This is a genomic window from Cognatilysobacter terrigena (genome assembly GCF_004361065.1).
Lineage (GTDB): Bacteria > Pseudomonadota > Gammaproteobacteria > Xanthomonadales > Xanthomonadaceae > Cognatilysobacter > Cognatilysobacter terrigena.
In genome coordinates, this window is record NZ_SELT01000020.1 from 19,390 (window position 1) to 40,255 (window position 20,866).

The window sequence follows — 20,866 nt, forward strand, 5'->3', positions numbered from 1 at the left end:
GCGACCTCCGCGTCCAGCCTAGCCGACATCGAAGAAGCCGCGGATGCCGGCCACGCCTTGCGCGCCGTGGCCACGCGCGATGTCGATGTCGGCCGGGCCGACCCCACCGATGGCATAAAGGGGCAGCGACGTGTGTTCACGCAAGGCCGCGAAGCCGGTCCAGCCCATGGGCGACTTGTCGGGATGCGATGGCGTGGCGGCGACATGGCCCAGCACCGCAAAGTCGCATCCCAAGCGTTCGGCCGCCGCGAGGTCGTGGGCGTCGTGGCAGGACGCGCCGACGAGCACGTCGGGACCGAGCGGTCGTGCATCCAAGGTGCCGAGCTGGGCGGCGCGCAGGTGGACGCCGATGCGGAGGCGTCGCGCGGTTTCGATGTCCCCGTTGAGCAGGACCTCGGCGCCCACGGCACGGCAGCGCTCGATGGCGCGCTCGACGGCGGATCGCCAGCGTTCCGGTGGCGTCCCCGGCGAACGCAGCTGCACGCGACGGACACCGCTGTCGAGCGCTGACGCCAGCCGCTCGAGCCATGGATCCAGATCGTCGCCGAGCGCAGGCGTCACCGCGTACACCGGCGATTGCAGCAGCGCCGCGACCACCGGGCGATCCGCCGGCGGCATGTCGTAGCGCGCGAGCTTGTCGGCGGGCACCCAGGCGAGCGCCTGCCCTTCCCGTCCACGCACGGCGCCGGTCCATGCCTCGACGATGCGCACGTCGAGCACGAGCGCCTTGTCCGGGTACTGCTGCGGCACGCGGATGAGCGCAGCGCCAACGCGCGCGTCGATGCCGAGCTCCTCGTGCAGCTCGCGAGCAAGCGCCTGCTCGGGTGTCTCGCCCGGCTCGCATTTGCCGCCCGGAAATTCCCAGAGCCCGGCGAGGTCGCGACCTTCGGTACGCCGCGCCAGCAGCACGCGGCCACGGGCGTCGCGAATGACCCCCGCGACGACGTGGATCGAGCGACGCGCCTCAGCCATGGCCCGGACACGACACCGGCGCGACCGTGAGGCCGCGCCGGCGAGGGGTACCGCGTGCGCGTTGTCCGGTCAGGCGAGCTGGCCGTGGCAGTGCTTGTACTTCTTGCCGCTGCCGCAGGGACACGGGTCGTTGCGACCGATTGTCGCGCCTGCAGCCGCAGCCGCCGCGCCACCCGCCGCGAGCACGTCGCCCGCTTCCTCGTCGGCGCCGAAGCCGCCGACGTCGGCATGCTGGAACTGCATCTGGCGCGCCTGCGCTTCAAGCTGCGCGCGTGCGGCGGCTTCTTCCTGCGCGATCTCCTCCTCGGTGCGGATGCGCACGCGGGCGAGCAGCGTTACGACTTCGCGCTTGACCTTCTCCAGCATCTCGGAGAACAGCTCGAACGCTTCGCGCTTGTACTCCTGCTTCGGCTGCTTCTGCGCGTAGCCGCGCAGGTGGATGCCCTGGCGCAGGTAATCCATGCGCGCGAGGTGCTCCTTCCAGTTCTGGTCGAGCACGTTGAGCATGATGTGCTTCTCGAGCATGCGGGCGGTCTCGCTGCCCAACGTCTGCTCGCGATCGTCGAAGTGCTTGGTCACCGCGTCTTCGACGTGCGTCAGGATACCCTGCGCGTCGAGTTCCGGCGACGACTTGACCAGCGCGTCGAGGTCGAGCTGCACGCCGAAGTCCTCGGCGATGGTCGCCTCCAGGCCGCGCAGGTCCCACTGCTCGTCGATCGAGTTCGGGGGACCGAACTTCTCGACCGTCTCGGCGACCACGTCGCCGCGGATCGCGACGATGTTCTCGGCGATGTCGTCGGCTTCGAGCAGCTCGTCGCGCTGGCCGTAGATGACCTTGCGCTGGTCGTTGTTGACGTCGTCGAACTCGAGCAGGTTCTTGCGGATGTCGAAGTTGTGCGCCTCGACCTTCCGCTGTGCGTTCGCGATCTGCTTGGTGACCAGCGGCGACTCGATGATGTCGTCTTCCTTCAGGCCCATGCGCGCCATGACGCGCTGCACCCAGTCGGCCGCGAAGATGCGCATCAGGTTGTCTTCGAGCGACAGGTAGAAGCGCGACGAACCCGGGTCGCCCTGACGGCCCGAACGGCCGCGCAACTGGTTGTCGATACGACGCGACTCGTGGCGTTCGGTACCGACGATGTGCAGGCCGCCCGCGGCCTTGACCGCCTCATGGCGCGCCTGCCATTCCGACTTCAGGCGCTGCCTGGTGACTTCGTCGACTTCGCCGTTCGCTTCGAGCGCGGCGAGTTCGGATTCGAGCGAACCGCCGAGCACGATGTCGGTACCGCGACCGGCCATGTTCGTCGCGATCGTGATCGCGCCCGGACGGCCCGCCTGCGCGACGATGTGCGCTTCGCGCTCGTGCTGCTTGGCGTTGAGCACCTCGTGCGGAATGCGCAGCTCCTCGAGCTGCTTGCTCAGCATCTCGGAGACTTCGATCGACGTGGTGCCGACCAGCACCGGCTGCTTCTTCTCGTAGCAGGCCTTGATCTCGTTGATGACCGCGCGGTACTTGCCGTTGCGGTTGAGGAACACCGCGTCCGGATGGTCCTTGCGGATCATCGCGCGGTTGGTCGGGATCACGACCACTTCCAGGCCGTAAATCGACTGGAATTCGTAGGCTTCCGTATCCGCCGTACCGGTCATGCCGGCCAGCTTGCCGTACATGCGGAAGAGGTTCTGGAAGGTGATCGACGCGAGCGTCTGGTTCTCGCGCTGGACCGGCACGCCTTCCTTCGCTTCCACCGCCTGGTGCAGGCCGTCGGACCAGCGACGGCCCGGCAGCGTGCGGCCGGTGAATTCGTCGACGATGACCACCTCGCCATCGCGCACGATGTAGTCGACGTCGCGCTGGTAGATCGCGTGTGCGCGCATCGCGGCGTTGAGGTGATGCACGACGCTGAGATGGCGCGGGTCGTAGAGATCCTCGTCCTCGCCAAGGATCCCGGCCTGGCGAAGCAACTGTTCCGCGTGCTCCTGACCCGCTTCGGACAGGAACACCTGCTTGCCCTTCTCGTCGACCCAGAAATCGCCCTCGCCCTCTTCCGTCGCCTGGCGGACGAAGCTCGGAACGATGCGGTTGACCTTGATGTAGAGCTCCGGCGATTCGTCGGCCGGGCCCGAAATGATGAGCGGCGTGCGCGCTTCGTCGATCAGGATGGAGTCGACTTCGTCGACGATCGCGAAGTTGAGGCCGCGCTGCACGCGATCCTGCTTCGACAGCGCCATGTTGTCGCGCAGGTAGTCGAAGCCGATCTCGTTGTTAGTCGCGTAGGTGATGTCGGCGGCGTAAGCGGCATGCTTGTCCGACGACGGCATGCCCGGATACACGACGCTGGTCGTCAGGCCGAGCCAGCCGTACAGCTTGCCCATGGTCGCGGCGTCGCGACGGGCAAGGTAGTCGTTCACCGTCACCACGTGCACGCCCTTGCCTTCGAGCGCATTGAGGTAGACGGGCAGCGTCGCGGTCAGCGTCTTGCCTTCGCCCGTGCGCATCTCGGCGATCTTGCCCAGGTGCAGCACCATGCCGCCGATCAGCTGCACGTCGAAGTGGCGCATGCCCATGACGCGGACCGAGGCCTCGCGGCAGACCGCGAACGCCTCGGGGAGCAGCTTGTCGAGCGATTCGCCGGTTTGGATGCGCTGCTGGAACTCCGGCGTCTTCGCCTTCAGCTCCTCGTCGCTCAGCTTCTGCATCTGCGGTTCGAGGGCGTTGATCTTGTCGACGGTGCGCTGCAGCTGACGCAGGAGGCGTTCGTTGCGGCTGCCGAAGACACGGGTGAGCAGGCTGTTGAGCATGACGGACCGGTTGAAAAAGGGGCTGCAGCGACGTTCGAGCGTCGCCGCCAATAAAAAAGGGCGCTGGGCGCCCTTTTACGGCATCGCGGATTGTAGCTGGAGGCGGCGGACGGCGTTTACAAGCCGGCCGGCAGCGGGTCAGCCGCGCAGCGCGCCCTGAAGGAACGGGCGCGGATTCACCACGCGACCGTCCTGCCAGACTTCGAGATGCACGTGCGCGCCCGTCGACCGCCCGGTCGAGCCCGCCTTCGCGATCTCATCGCCCGCACGGACGAGTTCGCCCTGATGGCGCTCCAGTCGCGAGTTGTGCGCGTAGCGCGTCACATAGCCGTTGCCGTGGTCGATCTCGACGACGTTGCCGTAGCCCGAGCGCTCGCCGACGAAGCTGACCACGCCATCGGCGACCGCGAGCACGGGGTCGCCGGTGTTCGCCGAGAAGTCGATGCCCTTGTGGAATTCGCCGCCGCCAGCGATCGGATCGGCACGATCGCCGAAGCCGGAGGTGACGTAGCTGTCGAGCACCGGCGCGCGCGAGGGCACGGCGGCCAACGTGAGCTTGCGATCGGTCAGCAGCGTGTCCAGCACGGTCAGCTGGTCACCCGAGCTGCGCAGCTGTCGCGACAGCAGGTCGAGGCTCTGGCCCAGCTCGGCCTTCGGCATGTCGTGGACCGGGCCCGCGCCGCCGACGCCGACCGGGCGGTCGAAGTCGAATTCGCCGTCCTTGAGGCCGCCCATGCGGGTGAGGCGTTCGCCGAGCGCGTTCAGGCGGTTGGCCTGCGCCTGCAGCTCGCCGACGCGCGCCGCCAGTGCATTGACCTCGCGCTGCGCCTGCCCCGGCGCAAGGCGCGCCTGCGCCAGCTGCTGCTGGTAGTGCTGGCCGGAGATGGCCGAGCCGGCGACGCCGCCGGCGACCAGCAGCGCGAGGCCGCCGGCCATGAAGATCGAGAGCGCCAGCGCCGGGCGCCGGGCTGCACGCTCGCCGAGGACGGCAAGCGCGTCGCTGATGAGATCGCGGGGATTTACGATGGCCGAAACGCTCATAGGTCCGATGTCAGATTCCACGCCCAGATCCCGGAAGAAGGCCACCGGTCCCGTCCGTGCACCGCTCGATGCGTTGCTGGATGGACCGGGCGGCGACCCCGTGCGTCGAGCCCTGTGGCTCGATGACCTGGACGGTCGATTACGCCCATGCCTGCCGGAAGGACTGGCCGCGCACGCGCGGCTCGCGAACTTCGATCGCGGCAGACTCGTGTTTGTCGTCGACGCTCCGGTCTGGCAGGCCAAGCTGCGGCTGGCCATCCCGGAACTCCTTCATGCGGCCCGATCCATCGGGCTTGCTGCGGACGACGTCGTGATCAGGACATCGCCGGGGACGTCCACCGACCGACCGGTCAGGGCACCTCGTCCCATGTCCGCCGAAACGCAGAAGGCGCTGCAGGCGGCGTTGGCATCGCTGAGGGACGCCGAATAGGTCCCGTACGCGTGATGCCCCTCCCGTACGGCACGGTATCCGGACGGCGAAGTGGCGCATCGTACGCAGCCCCGGAGGCGGGGGTGTTAACAGCCCGGTAAGCGAGGCGACGGTTTCGTTAAGACCGGGTTATTCGTCACCGGAAATTCACCCGGGTGACGACGAACGGTCGTGATGCCTGCCCCGAAACGACCGCGGCGCGAACCCGAGGGCCGCGCCGCGCAATGCAAGTCGTTGATTGGAAAGGCCGAGGCCGATCAGATCGTCCCGAGCGCCGGCAGGCCGGCCGAGCCGAAGACCACGGGCGTCGGCTCGGAGTCGGTGAAGGTCACCTCCTCCCACGCGCCCTGCTCCGCCAGCAACGCCCGCACCAGCTTGTTGTTGAGGGCGTGGCCCGACTTGTAGCCCTCATAGGCACCGATGATCGGGTGACCGGCGAGATACAGGTCGCCGACGGCATCGAGGATCTTGTGACGCACGAATTCGTCGGCGTAACGCAGGCCGTCGTCGTTCAGCACGCGGAACTCGTCGAGCACGATCGCGTTGTCCATCGAGCCGCCGAGGCCGAGGTTGCGCTCGCGCATGTACTCGAGGTCGCGCATGAAACCGAACGTGCGTGCACGGCTCACTTCGCGGATGTAGGCCTCGGTCGAGAAATCGACGACCGCGCGCGACTGCGACGCCGGGATGGCCGGGTGGTCGAACTGCACGGTGAAGCCGATGCGGAAGCCGTCATGCGGCGTGAAGCGCGCGAACTTGTCGCCCTCACGCACCTCGACCTCGCGTGTCACGCGGATGAAGCGCTTCGGCTTCTCCTGCTCGGCGATGCCCGCCGATTGCAGAAGGAACACGAACGGGCCTGCAGAGCCGTCCATGATCGGCACTTCGGCCGCGGACAGCTCGATGTAGCAGTTGTCGATGCCGAGGCCGGCGAGCGCGGACAGCAGATGTTCGACGGTCTGGATCTTCGCCGGGCCGCAGCTCAGGCCGGTGCAGAGGATCGTCTCGGTGACGAGGTCGGCACGTCCCGGAACGTCGACGACCGGATCGAGGTCGGTGCGACGGAAGACGATGCCGGTGTCGACCGGTGCCGGGCGCAGCGTCATGAACACCTTTTCGCCGCTATGCAGACCGACGCCGGTCGCGCGGATGGTGTTCTTCAGGGTGCGCTGACGCAGCATGGGTCGTGGTCGAGCCTGGTATTAGCCGGTCGGAAAAGTTAACACGGGGTCCGCTGAACCTGAACGGAAAACCCGGCACGGGCTGTTTCACCGACGGCTTATAAGCGGGACCCGCCGTGAACGGAAAGTCATGCGGACCGGTTGGGGCACTGATGCGCCGACGGCCGGTCACCGAAGACGCAAAACGGTGGGATGCCACGACGGCATCCCACCCCAATCGACGGCCGACGGACAGGCGGCCGAAGTAGTCGACGTCGCGCGTGCGACGTGTGCTGCAGCCGATGCGATGCACGCATCGGCATGACGACTAATCGCGAGAGGGCCCGCCATCGCGGCCCGCTCGCGCGGTGCGTCAGTCCGCCTGGCGACGCAGGAAGGCCGGGATGTCGAGGTAGCTGTCGCCACCGAAATCCGCGACCGCCGGGGTCGACGCCGGTGCGGACGGCGCTGCGTCGACGCGCGTGCGCAGGCCGCTGGTGAAGCTCGGCACGCCGCTCGAGACGTTCGGCGAGTACGCGTTCGCGACTTCGTCGATCGGCAGACCCGTGGTGCCATCGCGCTTGCTCGCGACGACCTGCATCTGCGGACGACGCTGCGGCTCGAACGTGCTCGCGCGCGCGGCGTTGCGGTTGAGGCCCGTCGCCACGACGGTGACGCGCACTTCGTCCTGCATGTCCGGATCGAGCACGGTGCCGATGACGACCGTCGCGTCCTCCGACGCGAACTGCTCGACCGTGCGGCCGACTTCGTCGAACTCGGCCATCGTGAAGTCTGGGCCGGCAGTGATGTTGACGAGGATGCCGTTCGCGCCCGACAGGTTGACGTCGTCGAGCAGCGGGTTCTGGATCGCCGCTTCGGCCGCAGCCTGCGCGCGATCGTCGCCACGCGCGGCGCCCGTACCCATCATCGCGAGACCCATCTCGCTCATGACGGTGCGCACGTCGGCGAAGTCGACGTTGATCAGGCCCGGACGGACGATGAGATCGGCGATGCCCTGCACGGCGCCGAGCAGCACGTCGTTCGCGGCGCGGAACGCCTGGATCATCGTCGCGTTGCGACCGAGCACGGTGATCAGCTTCTCGTTCGGAATCGTGATCAGCGAGTCGCAGTGGTGCGACAGCTCCTCGATGCCCTTGAGCGCGACCTGCATGCGGCGGCGGCCTTCGAACGGGAACGGCTTGGTCACGACGGCGACGGTCAGGATGCCCATCTCCTTCGCGAGCTGCGCGACGACCGGCGCGGCGCCGGTGCCGGTGCCGCCGCCCATGCCGGCGGTGATGAACACCATGTCGGCGCCCTGCAGCGCGTCCATGATGCGGTCGCGATCTTCCAGCGCGGCCTGGCGGCCGACTTCCGGATTCGCGCCTGCGCCGAGGCCCTTGGTGACGTTGCCGCCGAGCTGCAGCTGCAGCTTCGCGCCGCAGTTCTTGATCGCCTGCGAGTCGGTGTTGGCGGTGATGAACTCCACGCCGTCAACGCTGCTGTTGACCATGTGGGCCACGGCGTTGCCGCCGCCACCGCCCACGCCCACCACCTTGATGACGGCATTCGGCGCCATCTTCTCGACCAGTTCGAATTGCATGTCCGTTGTCCTCGTTGTTGGTGCAGGCATTCGTTACGTCCCCGATGCCCGCTTTATTTGATGTCTATTGTTGCTGATGTACGAAACGCTTTGTGTTGTCGCTACGAAAATTTCTTCGACTTTTCTTCGTTGTCACCGCCCACGCACGACGACGACGCGCTCTGCCCTCAGAACTCGCCGCGATACCAGTTCTTCAATCGACTCAGGAAGCCGCCTGCACGACCGGTCGGCAGCATCGGCCGACGCGGGTTCTCGATCTGGCTGCCCATGAGCAGCAGGCCCACGCCGCTGGCGTGCACCGGATTGCCGACGACTTCGCCCAACCCCGTGACGTGCTGCGGAATGCCCACGCGCACCGGCATCTGCAGCATCTCTTCCGCGAGTTCCACGACGCCTTCCATCTTCGACGCGCCACCCGTCAGCACCATGCCGGCGCGGACGTGCTGCTCGAAGCCAGAGCGGCGCAGCTCGGCCTGCACCATCTCGAAGATTTCCTCGTAACGCGCCTGCACCGCCTGCGCGAGCGATGCGCGCGGCATGCGACGCGGCGGGCGGTCGCCCACGCTCGGCACCTGGATCGACTCTTCCGCAGTCGCCATCTGCGCCAGCGCGCACGCGTAGCGGACCTTGATCTGCTCGGCTTCCGGCGTCGGCGTGCGCAGCATGTGCGCGATGTCCTCGGTGACCTTGTCGCCGGCGATCGGCAGGCTCGCGCTGTGCGCGATCGCACCCTGCACGAACACCGCGATGTCGGTCGTGCCCGCGCCGATGTCGACGCAGACCACGCCGAGCTCGCGCTCGTCCGGCGTCAGCACCGCCTGCGACGAGGCGAGCACCGACAGGATCAGGTCGTCCACTGCGAGGCCGCACTTCTGCACGCACTTGCTGATGTTGGCGGCCGCCGACTGCGCGCAGATCACCAGGTGGGCATGCACCTCGAGGCGCACGCCGGTCATGCCGACCGGGTTGCGGATGCCTTCCTGCGAGTCGTCGAGCACGTAGTCGCGCGGGATAGCGTGCAGGATCTTCTGGTCCGCCGGGATCGCGACGGCCTTCGCCGCTTCGAGCACGCGATCGAGGTCGGCGTACGTGACCTCGTTGTTGTCGCGGATCGGCGCGATGCCCTGCGAGTTCCGGCACTGGATGTGGCTGCCGGAGATCGAGGCGTAGACCGAGCGGATCTCGCAGCCGGCCATCAGCTCGGCTTCCTCGATCGCGCGCTGGATGGACTGCACCGTCGAATCGATGTCGACGACGACGCCGCGGCGCATGCCGCGCGATTCGTGCGAGCCGAGTCCGATCACTTCGATCGGCTGGCCGGGCAGATATTCGCCGACCAACGCCGTCACCTTGGAGGTGCCGATGTCGAGGCCGACGATCAGTGATTTGTCGCCCTTGCGGTTCATGTGAGAGACGAAGTGGGGAATCGGGGGAAGACGAACGCAGCGCGCGGCGCCGGCGTTGCGGATAGGGCGCGCTTGATCGTGTCGATCGCGGCGGTCCACGGAGTGATCGGCAGCTCGGCGGCGGCGGCCGTGGGCTTCGCGGGTGCAGGCGCCGACGGCGTGCTCCACACGAGCGCGAAACCATTGGTGTAGCGAAGGTCGGCACGCTCGATGTGGCGCTCGGGATTCACCAGCAGCTGCGGCATCAGGCGCACGAAACGGCCGATGCGCGCACGCGCTTCCGCACGACCGACAATCACCTGCGTGGGAATGCCGCCGTGTGCCCGATCGAGCAGCGTGAGCGTCCAGCTGCCGCGCGGATCGAGCACGACGGTGTCGACCTGCATGCCGATCGGCGCGAACAGCGTGCGCGCCTGCTGGTAGAGCTCGACCACGTCGCGCGTGCGCGCATCCGGGCCGTCGAAATTCGGAAGACCAGCCGGCACCTGCGCGCCGCGCGCATCGAACAGCGCGCCGCGGTCGGACAGCAGGCGATCCTTGCCCCAGCGCGCGAACGGGCGATGCTCGGTGATCGACACTTCCAGCACGTCGGGCCAGCGCTTCCGCACCTGTGCCTGGTCGACCCACGGCAGCTTGGCGACCGCCGCCTGCGCGCCCTGCAGGTCGACGGCGAAATAACCGTGCTTCGCGTACGGAAGCAACGCCGCCTGCACGAGCTTCGGGTCGACATGTTCGAAACGGCCCGTCGCACGCAGATGCGTGAGCGGCCAGCGCTCGGCGCCGATCCATCCGCGCAGCACGGCGACCACCGGCAGCGCAACGAGCGCTACCGCGATCAGCCAGCCGGCGAGACGGAGCATCGGATTCACGCCGAGGCACCCCAGCGCGCGAGGCTCGACTCGAGCACGCGCCAGCACAGATCGGCGAATTCGATGCCGACCTGGCGCGCGGCCTTGGGCACAAGCGAGTGACTGGTCATGCCCGGCGCGGTGTTCACTTCGAGCAGGAAGAACTGGCCGGCGCGGCGATCGCGCATCACATCGACGCGCCCCCAGCCTTCGCAGCCCGCGGCCTTGAACGCTTCGACGGCGATGCGGCGGATCTCCGCCTCGTCCTCGCCTTCCAGACCCGGACACAGGTACTGCGTGTCCTCGGCGATGTACTTGGCGTTGTAGTCGTACCACTCGCCCTTCGGGACGATGCGGATCGACGGCAGCGCGACGAAGTCGTCGCCGTTCGCGATCACCGCGACGGTGAGTTCGTCGCCGACGACGAGCTGTTCCATCAGCATCTCGCCCGGATAGCGTGCGGCGAGTTCGACGGCTTCGTCGAGGCCCGCGTCGTCATGCACGCGCGACACGCCGACGCTCGAGCCTTCGCACGACGGCTTGACGATCACCGGCAGGCCGAGGCTGCGGCCCGCGGCATGCACGTCGTCGCCCTTCTTCAGGCGGATGTAGCGCGGCGTCGGCAGGCCGACGCTCAACCACACCTGCTTGGTGCGGATCTTGTCCATCGACAGCGCGGAGCCGAGCACGCCCGAACCGGTGTACGGAATGCGCAGCGCCTCGAGCAGGCCCTGCAGAACGCCGTCTTCGCCACCGCCCTTGTTGCCGTGGAGGATGTTGAACACGCGGTCGACGCGGCCGTCGCGGATCGCATCGACCAGCGCCGGAATGCCGTCGACGCCGAATGCATTCACGCCCTTCGACTGCAGCGCCTCCAGCACGTTGCGACCGGAGTCGAGCGAGACTTCGCGCTCGGAACTGGTGCCGCCCATGAGCACGGCGACGCGGCCGAAAACGGCCGGATCGGTGACGCGCGACGGGACGATGGCGATGCTCACGAATCGGCTCCTTCGAAACCGTGGGCCGCGATGTGTTGCGCGGCGTGGCCGATGTCGCCCGCGCCCATCATGAGCAGCAGGTCATCGGACTTGAGAACGTCGGGCAGCACGCGCGCGAGATCCGCAGCGCGCGACACGACGACAGGTTCGGTGCGTCCACGCGCGCGGATGGCGCGCGCCAGCGACTTCGCGTCGGCGCCCGCGATCGGCGCTTCGCCGGCGGGGTACACCTCGGTCAGCACCAGCACGTCGACTTCCGACAGCACCTGCGCGAAATCGTCGAACAGGTCGCGCGTGCGGCTGTAGCGGTGCGGTTGGAATGCGACGACGAGGCGCTTCTCGCCCCAGCCGCCGCGCGCGGCCTTGAACACCGCTTCGAGTTCTTTCGGGTGGTGGCCGTAGTCGTCGACCAGCGTGACCGTGCCGCCGCCGGTAACGGGCACCTGCGCGAGCAGGTTGAAGCGGCGACCGATGCCCGCGAAGTTCTCCAGCGCGCGACAGATCGCCACCTGCTCCACGCCGAGCTGCCAACCCACTGCGGCGGCCGCGAGCGCGTTCTGCACGTTGTGGCGACCCGGCAGCGCGAGCGTGGTCTCGCAGCGCGTGCCGTCGGGCATGCACAGCGTGAAACGCATGCGCGCGCCCTGCTGCGTCACGTTCTCGGCGCGCACGTCGGCCTCATCGGAGAAGCCGTAGGTGAGCACGTGGCGCGTTGCGTTCTTTGCGAGGCGCGCGACTTCCGGGTCGTCGATGCACAGCACCGCGAGGCCGTAAAACGGCAGGCGATGCAGGAATTCATCAAATGCCGCCTGCACCTTGGCGAAGTCGCCGCCGTAGTTCTCGAGGTGGTCGGCATCGATATTGGTGACGACGGCGATCTGCGGGTTGAGGCGCAGGAAGCTGCCGTCGGATTCGTCGGCCTCCGCGACCAGCCAGTCGCCGCCGCCGAGCTTCGCGTTCGCGCCGGCCGCGAGCAGCTGGCCGCCGATCACGAACGTCGGATCGATGCCGCCCTCGCCCAGCACGCTCGCCGTAAGCGATGTCGTGGTCGTCTTGCCGTGCGTGCCGGCGATCGCGATGCCGCGCTTGAAGCGCATCAGCTCGGCGAGCATCTCGGCGCGCGGCACGATCGGGATGCGCTTCTCGCGCGCCGCCATCAGTTCCGGGTTGTCGGCCTTGATCGCGCTCGACACGACGAGGCATTCGACGCCCTCGACGTTCGTCGCGTCATGGCCGCGATGCACGGTGATGCCGAGGCGGGCGAGGCGACGCGTGACTGCATTGTCCGCGTTGTCGGAACCCGACACCTGATAGCCCAGCGTGCACATCACCTCGGCGATGCCGCTCATGCCGACGCCGCCGATACCGACGAAATGCACGCGCGCGCCACCCTGGGCGGCGTCGTCGAGAAGGCGGTGGCGATGCGTTGCGATCATGCGGCGCGATCCATGGCGATCTGTTCCATGACGAGGTCGGCGACGCGCGATGCGGCGTCGGGCCGGGCCAGCGCGCGTGCGGCGTCGGCCATCGGCCGCAGCTCGGCGCGCGAGGCGAAGGATTCCAGGGTGTCGGCGAGCTTCGCCGCGAGGTGTTCGTCCTGCGGGAGCAGGCGCGCGGCGCCACGCTCGACGAGGAACTGCGCGTTCTTGGTCTGGTGGTCGTCGACCGCCTGCGGGAACGGCACGAGCACGCTGGCGACACCGACCGCGCAGACTTCGGCGAGCGTCAGCGCACCGGCGCGGCAGACCACGAGGTCGGCCCATGCGTACGCGGCGGCCATGTCCGCGATGAAAGGTTCCACGCTGGCATCGACGCCGGCGTCTCGATACGACGCGATCGCCGCATCGAGCATGCGTTCGCCGCACTGGTGACGGACCTGCCAGCGGGTGCGATCGCGCTGCGCAGCGATCGCCGTCGGCACCGCACGATTCAGTGCCGCCGCGCCCTGACTGCCGCCGAGCACCAACAGGCGCAGCGGGCCGTCGCGGTATTCGAAGCGCGTCGACGGCGGCGCCACTTCGGCGATCTCGGTACGCACCGGATTGCCGACGACCTCTTCCTTCGCGAAGCTGCCCGGGAATCCCGTCAGCACGCGACGCGCCATCTTCGACAGCACGCGATTGGTCATGCCCGGCGCGCGGTTCTGTTCGTGCACGAACAGCGGAACACCGGCGAGACGCGCAGCGAGTCCACCTGGGCCCGCCGCAAAACCACCGAAGCTGATCACCGCCTTCGGGCGACGACGCGACAGGATCGAGCGCGCAGCCGACACCGCGGACATCAGCTTGAACGGCGCGGCGAGCAGCGTCGCTGCGCCATTGCCGCGCACTCCGCGGATCGCGATCGTGTCGACGTCGATGCCGTGCTGCGGCACCAGCCGCGTTTCCATCCCGCCTTCGCTGCCGAGCCAGCCCACGGCAACGCCGCGGCGGCGCAGCTCGTGCGCAACGGCAAGGCCCGGGAAGATGTGCCCGCCCGTGCCGCCGGCGAGGATCATCACGCCCATCTCTGCATTCGCGTTGGCGCGAACGTCAGTCATGCGCTGCGTCCGAACACGGGTTCGACGCGCGGACGCAGGCGGTTGGTGCCGCGCGTGTCGTTGCGGCCGATCGGCGCAGGCGACATCGGCGCTGCCGACATCGGACGCGCGACGGGCGCATCCGAATGGGCTGCGGGCGCTGGTGCGCCGAAAGCGTCACGACGCAGCGCCACCTGGCGACGGGCGCGTTCCAGTTCGTAGGAGATGCGCAGCAGCAGGCCCATCGCACCCAGCGTCATGGCGAACGACGAACCGCCGTAGGAGATCAGCGGCAGCGTGAGGCCCTTGGTCGGCAGCAGGCCGAGGTTCACGCCGATCGACACCGTGCTCTGGATGCCGATCCACAGCGCGATGCCGAACGCGCAGTAGCCCGCGAAGTGTCGGCGCATTTCGACGCACTGCAGGCCGACCCACAGCGCGCGCGCGACGAGGCCCGCGTACAGCGCGATCACGAGGCAGACGCCAACGAAGCCGAGTTCCTCGGCGATCACCGCCATGATGAAGTCGGTATGCGCTTCGGGCAGGTACGACAGCTTGTGCACCGACGCGCCGAGGCCCGCACCGAACCATTCGCCGCGGCCCACCGCCATCAGCGCATTCGCGAGCTGGTAGCCGTCGCCGAACGGATCGGCGAACGGGTCGGTGAACGACGTCAGGCGTCGCACGCGGTACGGCTCAAGCAGGATCATCGCGCCGAGCGCGGGCAGCAGCGCGAACAGCGGGCCGACCAGGCGCGGCAGGTTCGCGCCGCCGAGCACCAGCATGCCGGCGGTCATCGCGAGGATGAGCGCAGACGAACCGAAGTCCTTCTGCACGGCGAGCAGCACGCCCGCGAACGCGCAGGCCACGCCGATCACCTTGATGATCGCGCGCCACGATGCGCTCACCTCTTCGCTGAAGCGCTTGAGGTAGGCCGCGAGCCACACCACCATCATCAGCTTCACCGCTTCCACGGGCTGGAAGTTGGTGAAGCCGAGATTGATCCACCGACGCGCGCCCTTCACCGTCACGCCGAGACCCGGCACGGCGACCACCAGCAGCAGCGCGAGGCCGACGATCGGCATCCACTGCGCGTAGCGCTCGATCGTCTTGAGTTCGATGCGCATCATCGCCATCGCGGCGACGGAACCTGCGAACAGGAACACGAGGTGGCGCGTCAGGTAATACGTCGGGCTCGTCGCCTGCGCGACCGAGCTCGAACCCACCATCACCACGCCGAGGCACAGCAGCGCGCCGATCAGGCCGAGCAGCCACGGATCGAAGCGACCGGTGATGGCGTCGAGTCGCGTGGCCTGGCGGGAGGACATGTCCATCAGCGCACCTTCAACGTCGCGAGGCCGATGAGGACGAGCACCACGGAGATGATCCAGAAGCGCACGATCACGCGCGGCTCGGGCCAGCCCTTGAGCTCGAAGTGATGGTGGATCGGCGCCATCTTGAAGACGCGCTTGCCGGTGAGCTTGAAGCTGGCGACCTGGATCATCACCGACAGCGTCTCGATGACGAAGATGCCGCCCATGATCACCAGCACGAGTTCCTGGCGGACGATCACCGCGATCGTGCCGAGCACGGCGCCGAGCGCGAGCGCGCCGATGTCGCCCATGAACACCATCGCGGGATAAGTGTTGAACCACAGGAAACCGAGGCCGGCGCCCGCGATCGCCGCACAGATGACGATGAGCTCACCCGCGCCCGGAATCTGCGGGATCTGCAGGTAGGTCGAGAACACCGCGTTGCCCGAGGCATACGCGAATACGCCGAGCGCGCAGGCGACCAGCACGGTCGGCATGATCGCGAGGCCGTCGAGGCCGTCGGTGAGGTTCACCGCGTTCGAGAAGCCGACGATCCACAGATACGCGATGAACACGAACGACACGCTCACCAGCGGCAGCGCGACCTGCTTGAACAGCGGGATGTAGAACGTCGTCGCCGCCGCCACGCCGGGGTTCGCGTAGTAGTAGAGGAACAGGCCGGCGCCGAGGCCGAACACCGACTGCAGGAAATACTTGGTGCGCGAGCGCATTCCGTTCGGATCGCGCTTGACGATCTTGATCCAGTCGTCCCACCAGCCGATCGCGCCGAACGCGATCATCACCGCGAGCACCAGCCACACGTAGCGGTTGCGCAGGTCGCCCCAGAGCAGCACCGACGCGAGCACGGTGAGCAGGATCAGTGCGCCGCCCATCGTCGGCGTGCCCGCCTTCGAGAAGTGCGACTGCGGGCCGTCCTTGCGGATCGGCTGGCCGCCCGCCTTCAGCTGGCCGAGGCGACGAATGACCGCCGGTCCCCACCAGAGCGAGAGGAACAGCGACGTCAGCGCGCTGAGGATGCCGCGGAACGTGAGATAGCCGAACAGGCCGAAGTGGCTCTGCAGCTGTTCGAGCCAGCGGGTGAGTTCAAGCAGCATGCGGATGTCCGTTGAGGAGCGCGGCGACGATTCGATCCATCGCACTGCCGCGGGAGCCCTTGATGAGCACGCGCACGTCGGCGGACAGATCCGCGCGCAGCGCCTCGGCGAGCGATTCGTGAGTGGCGAAATGGCGCGCGTTCGGGCCGAAGGCGTCGACCGCGGCGGCGCTGAGCGGGCCGAGCGCATAGAGCCGCGCGAGGCCGGCTTCACGTGCGCGCGTTCCGGCCTGCGCATGCAGCGCGACCGCGTCGTCGCCGAGTTCGCGCATGTCGCCGAGCACCAGCCACGACACACCCGGCATCGCGGCCAGGGTGTCGATCGCGGCGGCGAGCGAACCGGGGTTCGCGTTGTAGCTGTCGTCGATCAGCGTCGCACCGCTGCGCAGACGATGCGTGACGAGGCGGCCTGCGACGGGACGCGCGGTGGACAGGCCCGACGCGATCGTCGACAACGGAACGCCGGCGCCGATCGCGAGCGACGCGGCCGCCAATGCATTGCGCACGTTGTGGCGGCCCGGCATCGCGAGCTCGATCGACGCCTCGCCCTGCGGCGTGACGATCGTGAAGCTCGAACCGTTTTCGCTGAGCGCGATGTCGCGTGCGGTGACGTCGGCGCTGGTCTCGAGGCCGAAACGGATATGACGACGACCCGCCGCACGCTCGGCGAAATACGGCGCGAAGCTGTCGTCGGCATTGATCACCGCAACGCCGTCCGTGGGCAGCGCGTCGTAGATCGCGGCCTTGGTGTCGGCGACGCCGAGCAGCGAACCCATGCGCTCGAGATGCGCCGGCGCGATGTTGTTGACGATGGACACGTCGGGGCGCGCGATCGCCGTCAGATACGCGATGTCGCCCGGTTGCCCCGCACCCATCTCGTAGACGGCGAACTCCGCGTCTTCCGGCGCGTCGATCACCGCGAGCGGCAGGCCGATCTCGTTGTTGCGGTTGCCGGGATTGCCATACGTGCGGCCGGCCTGCTCGAGGATGGCGAGCGTGAGCGTCTTCACGCTGGTCTTGCCGTTGCTTCCGGTGATCGCGACGACCTTCGTCGAACGCGACGCCTGCACGCCGCGCGCGAGATCCGCGAGCGCGAGTTGCGTGTCGCCCACCAGCACCTGCGGCAGGTCGCCGGTGATACGCGACACCAGCGCGGCACCGATGCCCGCATCTGCCGCGGCGGACACATGATCGTGGCCGTCGAAGTTCGCGCCCTTGAGCGCGACGAACAGGCTCGACGCGCACACCTGCGGCTCGACGCTGCTGAGCCCGCGCGTGTCGGTGAGCAGGCGGTCGACGACGATGTCCTCGCCGACGACACGGCCGGCGGTCATCGCGGCGATATCGGACAGACGCAGCGGCCTCATGCGTGCACCTCCAGCGCTTCGCGCGCGACTTCGGTGTCGTCGAACGGATGCTTCACGCCCGCGACCTCCTGGTAAGGCTCGTGGCCCTTGCCCGCGATCAGCACGACGTCGTCGGCATTCGCATCGTCGATGGCGCGACGGATCGCAATGCGGCGATCGCGCAGCACGATGGCGCGCTCGCGATTCGCGAAACCTTCGAGGATGCCGGCGACGATCGCGTCACCGTCTTCGCCGCGCGGGTTATCGTCGGTGACGATCGCGATATCGGCGAGCTTTTCGGCGATGCCGCCCATCTGCGGACGCTTGCCGGTGTCGCGTTCGCCACCGCATCCGAATACGCAGATGAGACGACCGCGCGTGTGCGCGCGGAGTGTCGAGAGCGCCTGTTCCAGGGCATCCGGCGTGTGCGCGTAGTCGACGACGACGAGCGGTTGCCCGGCGGCCCCGAGGCGGTTCATGCGGCCGTGGATCGGCTGCAGGCGCGACAGCGTGGCGGCGATGTCCGCGAGGTCCGAACCGAGCGCATGCAGCACGCCGGCGACCGCGAGCAGGTTGTCGACATTGAAGCGGCCGAGCAGCGGCGAGCGCACGGTCGCGCTGGCTTCCGGGCCGACGAGTTCGAACACAAGGCCGCTGGCATCGAGCGCAACGTCGTGCGCGCGCAGCACCGCGTCGGCCGCGCCGCGCGAACTGACGCCGATGGCACGCACGTTCGACGGCAGCGCCTCGAACAGCTGGCAACCGTACTCGTCGTCGAGGTTCACCACCGCCGACTGCAGGCCGGGCCAACCGAACAGACGCGCCTTCGCGGCGCCATAGGCGGCCATGGTGCCGTGGTAGTCGAGATGATCACGCGTGAGATTGGTGAAGACCGCGATGTCGAAGCGCACGCCGTCGACGCGGCCCTGATCGAGCGCGTGCGAGCTGACCTCCATCGCCAGCGCATCGGCGCCTTCATCGCGCAGGCCACCGATGAGCTGATGCAGCTTGAGCACGAGCGGCGTGGTGAAACCGGTCGGTTCCGTGCGTCCGTACAGGCCGGCGCCGAGCGTCCCGATCGTGCCGGCCGTCGTGCCGCGCAGCGTCCACGCCTGTGCAATCAACTGCACGGTCGACGTCTTGCCATTGGTGCCGGTGACGCCGACCACCGTCATCGCTTCGGTCGCGCGACCGTGGAAGCGATGCGCCATTTCGCCGAGGCGCGCACGCAAACCCGGCACCGCGATCGCATCGGCCGGTGCGGGATGTTCAGCGGGCGCCGGCGGCTCGAACAGCACGGCGGACGCGCCGCGCGCCTTCGCCGCGTCGACGAAACCGAGGCCGTGCGCGCCGAATCCGCCGATCGCGACGAACGCATCGCCGGTCGTGATTTCGCGGCTGTCCTGCACGAGCCCGGAAACGACCAAGTCGACGGGGATGCCGTCGACGTCGGGAAGCAGCTCGGCAAGTCGCATCGTGCGCGTCATGGCGTCACCGGTGCGACTTCGAGGGGAATGTCGACGTCGTCATCCGATGCGACCGGCGCAGGCATCGGCGGCGCAGTGGCGGCCGCGGCGACGCGGTTCGGGTTCGACAACTTGTCCTGCGCGGCGAGCCAGGTCTCGATGTCGTCCGGCGGCACGTCCATCAGGCGCAGCGAACCCTCCATCACCGACTTGAACACCGGCGCGGAAACGAGGCCGCCGAAATAGCCCTTGCTCGGATCGGGATCGTTGACCACGACGACCGTCGCGAAACGCGGGTTGTCGACCGGCACGATGCCGGCGAAGTACGAGAGATAGCGCTGCGAGTAGCCACCGCGACCGTTGAACTTGCGCGCGGTGCCGGTCTTGCCGGCGACGTGGTAACCGAGGATCGCGCCCTGCGTCGCGGTGCCGCCCGGCTCCGTCACCGTCTGCATCATCTTGATGACTTCGTGCGCGACCTTCGGATCGAGCACCTGCCGCGTCTGGCCGTGTTCGCCCTTGACGAAGGTCGGCGTGGTGAGCACGCCGTGGTTCGCGATCGCCGCGTACGCGACGGCGATCTGCAGCGGCGTCGCCGAGAGGCCGTAGCCGTACGAGATCGTCGCCTTCTGCAGGCCGTTCCAGCGCGACGGCGGCGCGAGCACGCCCGACACTTCACCCGGGAAGCCGCTGCCCGGCTTGCTGCCGTAACCGAAGCGACGGATGAAATCGTAGAAGTAGCGATCCTGCAGCTTCGCCGAGATCTTCGACGCGCCGATGTTGGAGCTTTTGGTGATGACGCCGGTGACCGTCTGCAGACCGTAGTTGCTGTGGTCGCGGATCGTGTACTTGCCGAGCTTCATCCAGCCGGGCGACAGGTCAATCGGCGTCGTCGGCGTCACCACGCCCGCCGTCAGCGCCGCCGCGATCGTGATCGGCTTCATCGTCGAGCCGGGCTCGAAGACGTCGGTGATCGCGCGGTTGCGATGCGCATCGCGATCGGACGTCGAGACGGCGTTCGGATTGAACGTCGGCAGGTTCGCCATTGCCAGCACTTCGCCGGTGGTGACGTCGAGCGTGACGATCGAGCCGCTCGACGCGCCGTGTTCCATCAGCGCCTTTCGCAGTTCGCGATAGGCGAGGAACTGCATGCGACGGTCGATGGTCAACGTAAGGTCGCGGCCCGGCTCGGCTGCGCGCACCAGGTCGACGTTCTCGATGATGCGCCCGTGGCCGTCGCGGAGTACGCGCTTCGCGCCGGGCTTGCCGCGCAGCCATTCGTCGAACGCGAGCTCCAGACCTTCCTGGCCTTCGTCGTCGACGTTCGTGAAGCCGAGCACGTGCGCCATCGCCTCACCCTGCGGGTAGAAGCGACGGTATTCGCGCTGGCTGGCCACCCCGGGAATGCCGAGTGCGACGATATGTTTCGCCTCGTCCGGATTGATCCGGCGCTTGAGGTAGAGGAATTCCTTGCCGGCTTTCTGGCTGAGCTTGCGCTGCAGCACGTCGAGCGGTACGCCGATCGCATTCGCGAGCTGCGGCAGGCGGTCCGGATTCTTCAGCAGTTCCTGCGGATTGCCCCACACCGACTCGACCGGCGTCGATACCGCGAGCGGCTCGCCGTTGCGGTCGGTGATCATGCCGCGCGAGGTGGGGATCGGAATCTCGCGCAGCGAACGTGCTTCGCCCTGCGCGACGTAGAAGTCGCGGTCGAGCACCTGGATGTAGAACGCGCGCGCGACCAGCGCAAACGAGCACAGGCCCATCGCCGCGACGATGCACAGCAGGCGCATGCGCACGTCCATGCGAGAACGGCCGCGTGCACCGCCGGCGCCGCCGACGAGTGCACGCA

The 20,866-nt window shown here is 68.1% G+C and carries 15 protein-coding genes and 1 pseudogene; 1 reads left to right on the forward strand and 15 read right to left on the reverse strand.

Annotation, left to right across the window (positions count from 1 at the left end; all coding sequences use genetic code 11):
* Positions 1-18: 18 nt before the first annotated feature.
* From EVS83_RS11660 to EVS83_RS11670, 3 genes are all read right to left on the reverse strand, one after another.
* Positions 19-972, reverse strand: coding sequence for a Nudix family hydrolase (locus EVS83_RS11660; RefSeq protein ID WP_133501219.1), 954 nt, complete (start codon positions 970-972; stop codon positions 19-21).
* 69 nt (positions 973-1,041) lie between these two features.
* Positions 1,042-3,771 (reverse strand): preprotein translocase subunit SecA, encoded by a 2,730-nt coding sequence (gene secA / locus EVS83_RS11665; protein WP_133501220.1) that lies wholly within the window; start codon positions 3,769-3,771, stop codon positions 1,042-1,044.
* 138 nt (positions 3,772-3,909) lie between these two features.
* Positions 3,910-4,707 carry a peptidoglycan DD-metalloendopeptidase family protein gene (locus tag EVS83_RS11670; protein WP_425456102.1) on the reverse strand — a complete coding sequence of 266 codons (798 nt, stop codon included), beginning with the start codon at positions 4,705-4,707 and terminating at the stop codon, positions 3,910-3,912.
* An 88-nt stretch (positions 4,708-4,795) separates the two neighbouring features.
* On the opposite strand from EVS83_RS11670, the gene EVS83_RS11675 reads away from it, so the two are divergent.
* Positions 4,796-5,242, forward strand: coding sequence for a DciA family protein (locus EVS83_RS11675; protein WP_246022906.1), 447 nt, complete (start codon positions 4,796-4,798; stop codon positions 5,240-5,242).
* Between the two features lie 257 nt (positions 5,243-5,499).
* Here the strand turns inward: EVS83_RS11675 and lpxC are convergent, their stop codons facing one another.
* The 12 genes and pseudogenes from lpxC to EVS83_RS11735 all read right to left on the reverse strand — a co-directional run bounded on the left by lpxC (position 5,500) and on the right by EVS83_RS11735 (position 20,819).
* On the reverse strand, positions 5,500-6,423 hold the full coding sequence (lpxC, locus tag EVS83_RS11680; RefSeq protein WP_133501222.1) for a UDP-3-O-acyl-N-acetylglucosamine deacetylase: 924 nt from the start codon (positions 6,421-6,423) through the stop codon (positions 5,500-5,502).
* Positions 6,424-6,958: 535 nt separating this feature from the next.
* Positions 6,959-8,005, reverse strand: a pseudogene (gene ftsZ / locus EVS83_RS11685) (cell division protein FtsZ); the annotation flags it as partial.
* A gap of 167 nt (positions 8,006-8,172) precedes the next feature.
* Positions 8,173-9,411 carry a cell division protein FtsA gene (gene ftsA, locus EVS83_RS11690; protein WP_133501224.1) on the reverse strand — a complete coding sequence of 413 codons (1,239 nt, stop codon included), beginning with the start codon at positions 9,409-9,411 and terminating at the stop codon, positions 8,173-8,175.
* Positions 9,408-10,280, reverse strand: coding sequence for a cell division protein FtsQ/DivIB (locus tag EVS83_RS11695; protein ID WP_133501225.1), 873 nt, complete (start codon positions 10,278-10,280; stop codon positions 9,408-9,410). Before EVS83_RS11695 ends, ftsA begins: the two co-directional genes overlap by 4 nt.
* On the reverse strand, positions 10,277-11,257 hold the full coding sequence (locus EVS83_RS11700; RefSeq protein WP_133501226.1) for a D-alanine--D-alanine ligase: 981 nt from the start codon (positions 11,255-11,257) through the stop codon (positions 10,277-10,279). Before EVS83_RS11700 ends, EVS83_RS11695 begins: the two co-directional genes overlap by 4 nt.
* A complete protein-coding gene (gene murC, locus EVS83_RS11705; protein ID WP_133501227.1) occupies positions 11,254-12,693 on the reverse strand; it encodes a UDP-N-acetylmuramate--L-alanine ligase in 1,440 nt (479 codons plus the stop codon). Before murC ends, EVS83_RS11700 begins: the two co-directional genes overlap by 4 nt.
* Complete coding sequence (gene murG, locus EVS83_RS11710) at positions 12,690-13,796, reverse strand: undecaprenyldiphospho-muramoylpentapeptide beta-N-acetylglucosaminyltransferase (RefSeq protein WP_246022910.1); 1,107 nt, start codon at positions 13,794-13,796, stop codon at positions 12,690-12,692. Before murG ends, murC begins: the two co-directional genes overlap by 4 nt.
* Positions 13,793-15,109, reverse strand: coding sequence for a putative lipid II flippase FtsW (ftsW, locus tag EVS83_RS11715; RefSeq protein ID WP_133501228.1), 1,317 nt, complete (start codon positions 15,107-15,109; stop codon positions 13,793-13,795). The genes murG and ftsW overlap by 4 nt, the downstream gene beginning before the upstream one ends.
* Complete coding sequence (mraY, locus tag EVS83_RS11720; protein WP_133501229.1) at positions 15,109-16,203, reverse strand: phospho-N-acetylmuramoyl-pentapeptide-transferase; 1,095 nt, start codon at positions 16,201-16,203, stop codon at positions 15,109-15,111. The genes ftsW and mraY overlap by 1 nt, the downstream gene beginning before the upstream one ends.
* The gene (locus EVS83_RS11725; RefSeq protein WP_133501230.1) at positions 16,193-17,569 is read right to left on the reverse strand and encodes a UDP-N-acetylmuramoyl-tripeptide--D-alanyl-D-alanine ligase; all 1,377 of its coding nucleotides are present in this window, start codon (positions 17,567-17,569) and stop codon (positions 16,193-16,195) included. The genes mraY and EVS83_RS11725 overlap by 11 nt, the downstream gene beginning before the upstream one ends.
* Positions 17,566-19,035 carry a UDP-N-acetylmuramoyl-L-alanyl-D-glutamate--2,6-diaminopimelate ligase gene (locus tag EVS83_RS11730; RefSeq protein ID WP_133501231.1) on the reverse strand — a complete coding sequence of 490 codons (1,470 nt, stop codon included), beginning with the start codon at positions 19,033-19,035 and terminating at the stop codon, positions 17,566-17,568. The genes EVS83_RS11725 and EVS83_RS11730 overlap by 4 nt, the downstream gene beginning before the upstream one ends.
* Positions 19,032-20,819 carry a peptidoglycan D,D-transpeptidase FtsI family protein gene (locus EVS83_RS11735; protein WP_246022919.1) on the reverse strand — a complete coding sequence of 596 codons (1,788 nt, stop codon included), beginning with the start codon at positions 20,817-20,819 and terminating at the stop codon, positions 19,032-19,034. Before EVS83_RS11735 ends, EVS83_RS11730 begins: the two co-directional genes overlap by 4 nt.
* Positions 20,820-20,866 lie beyond the last annotated feature (47 nt).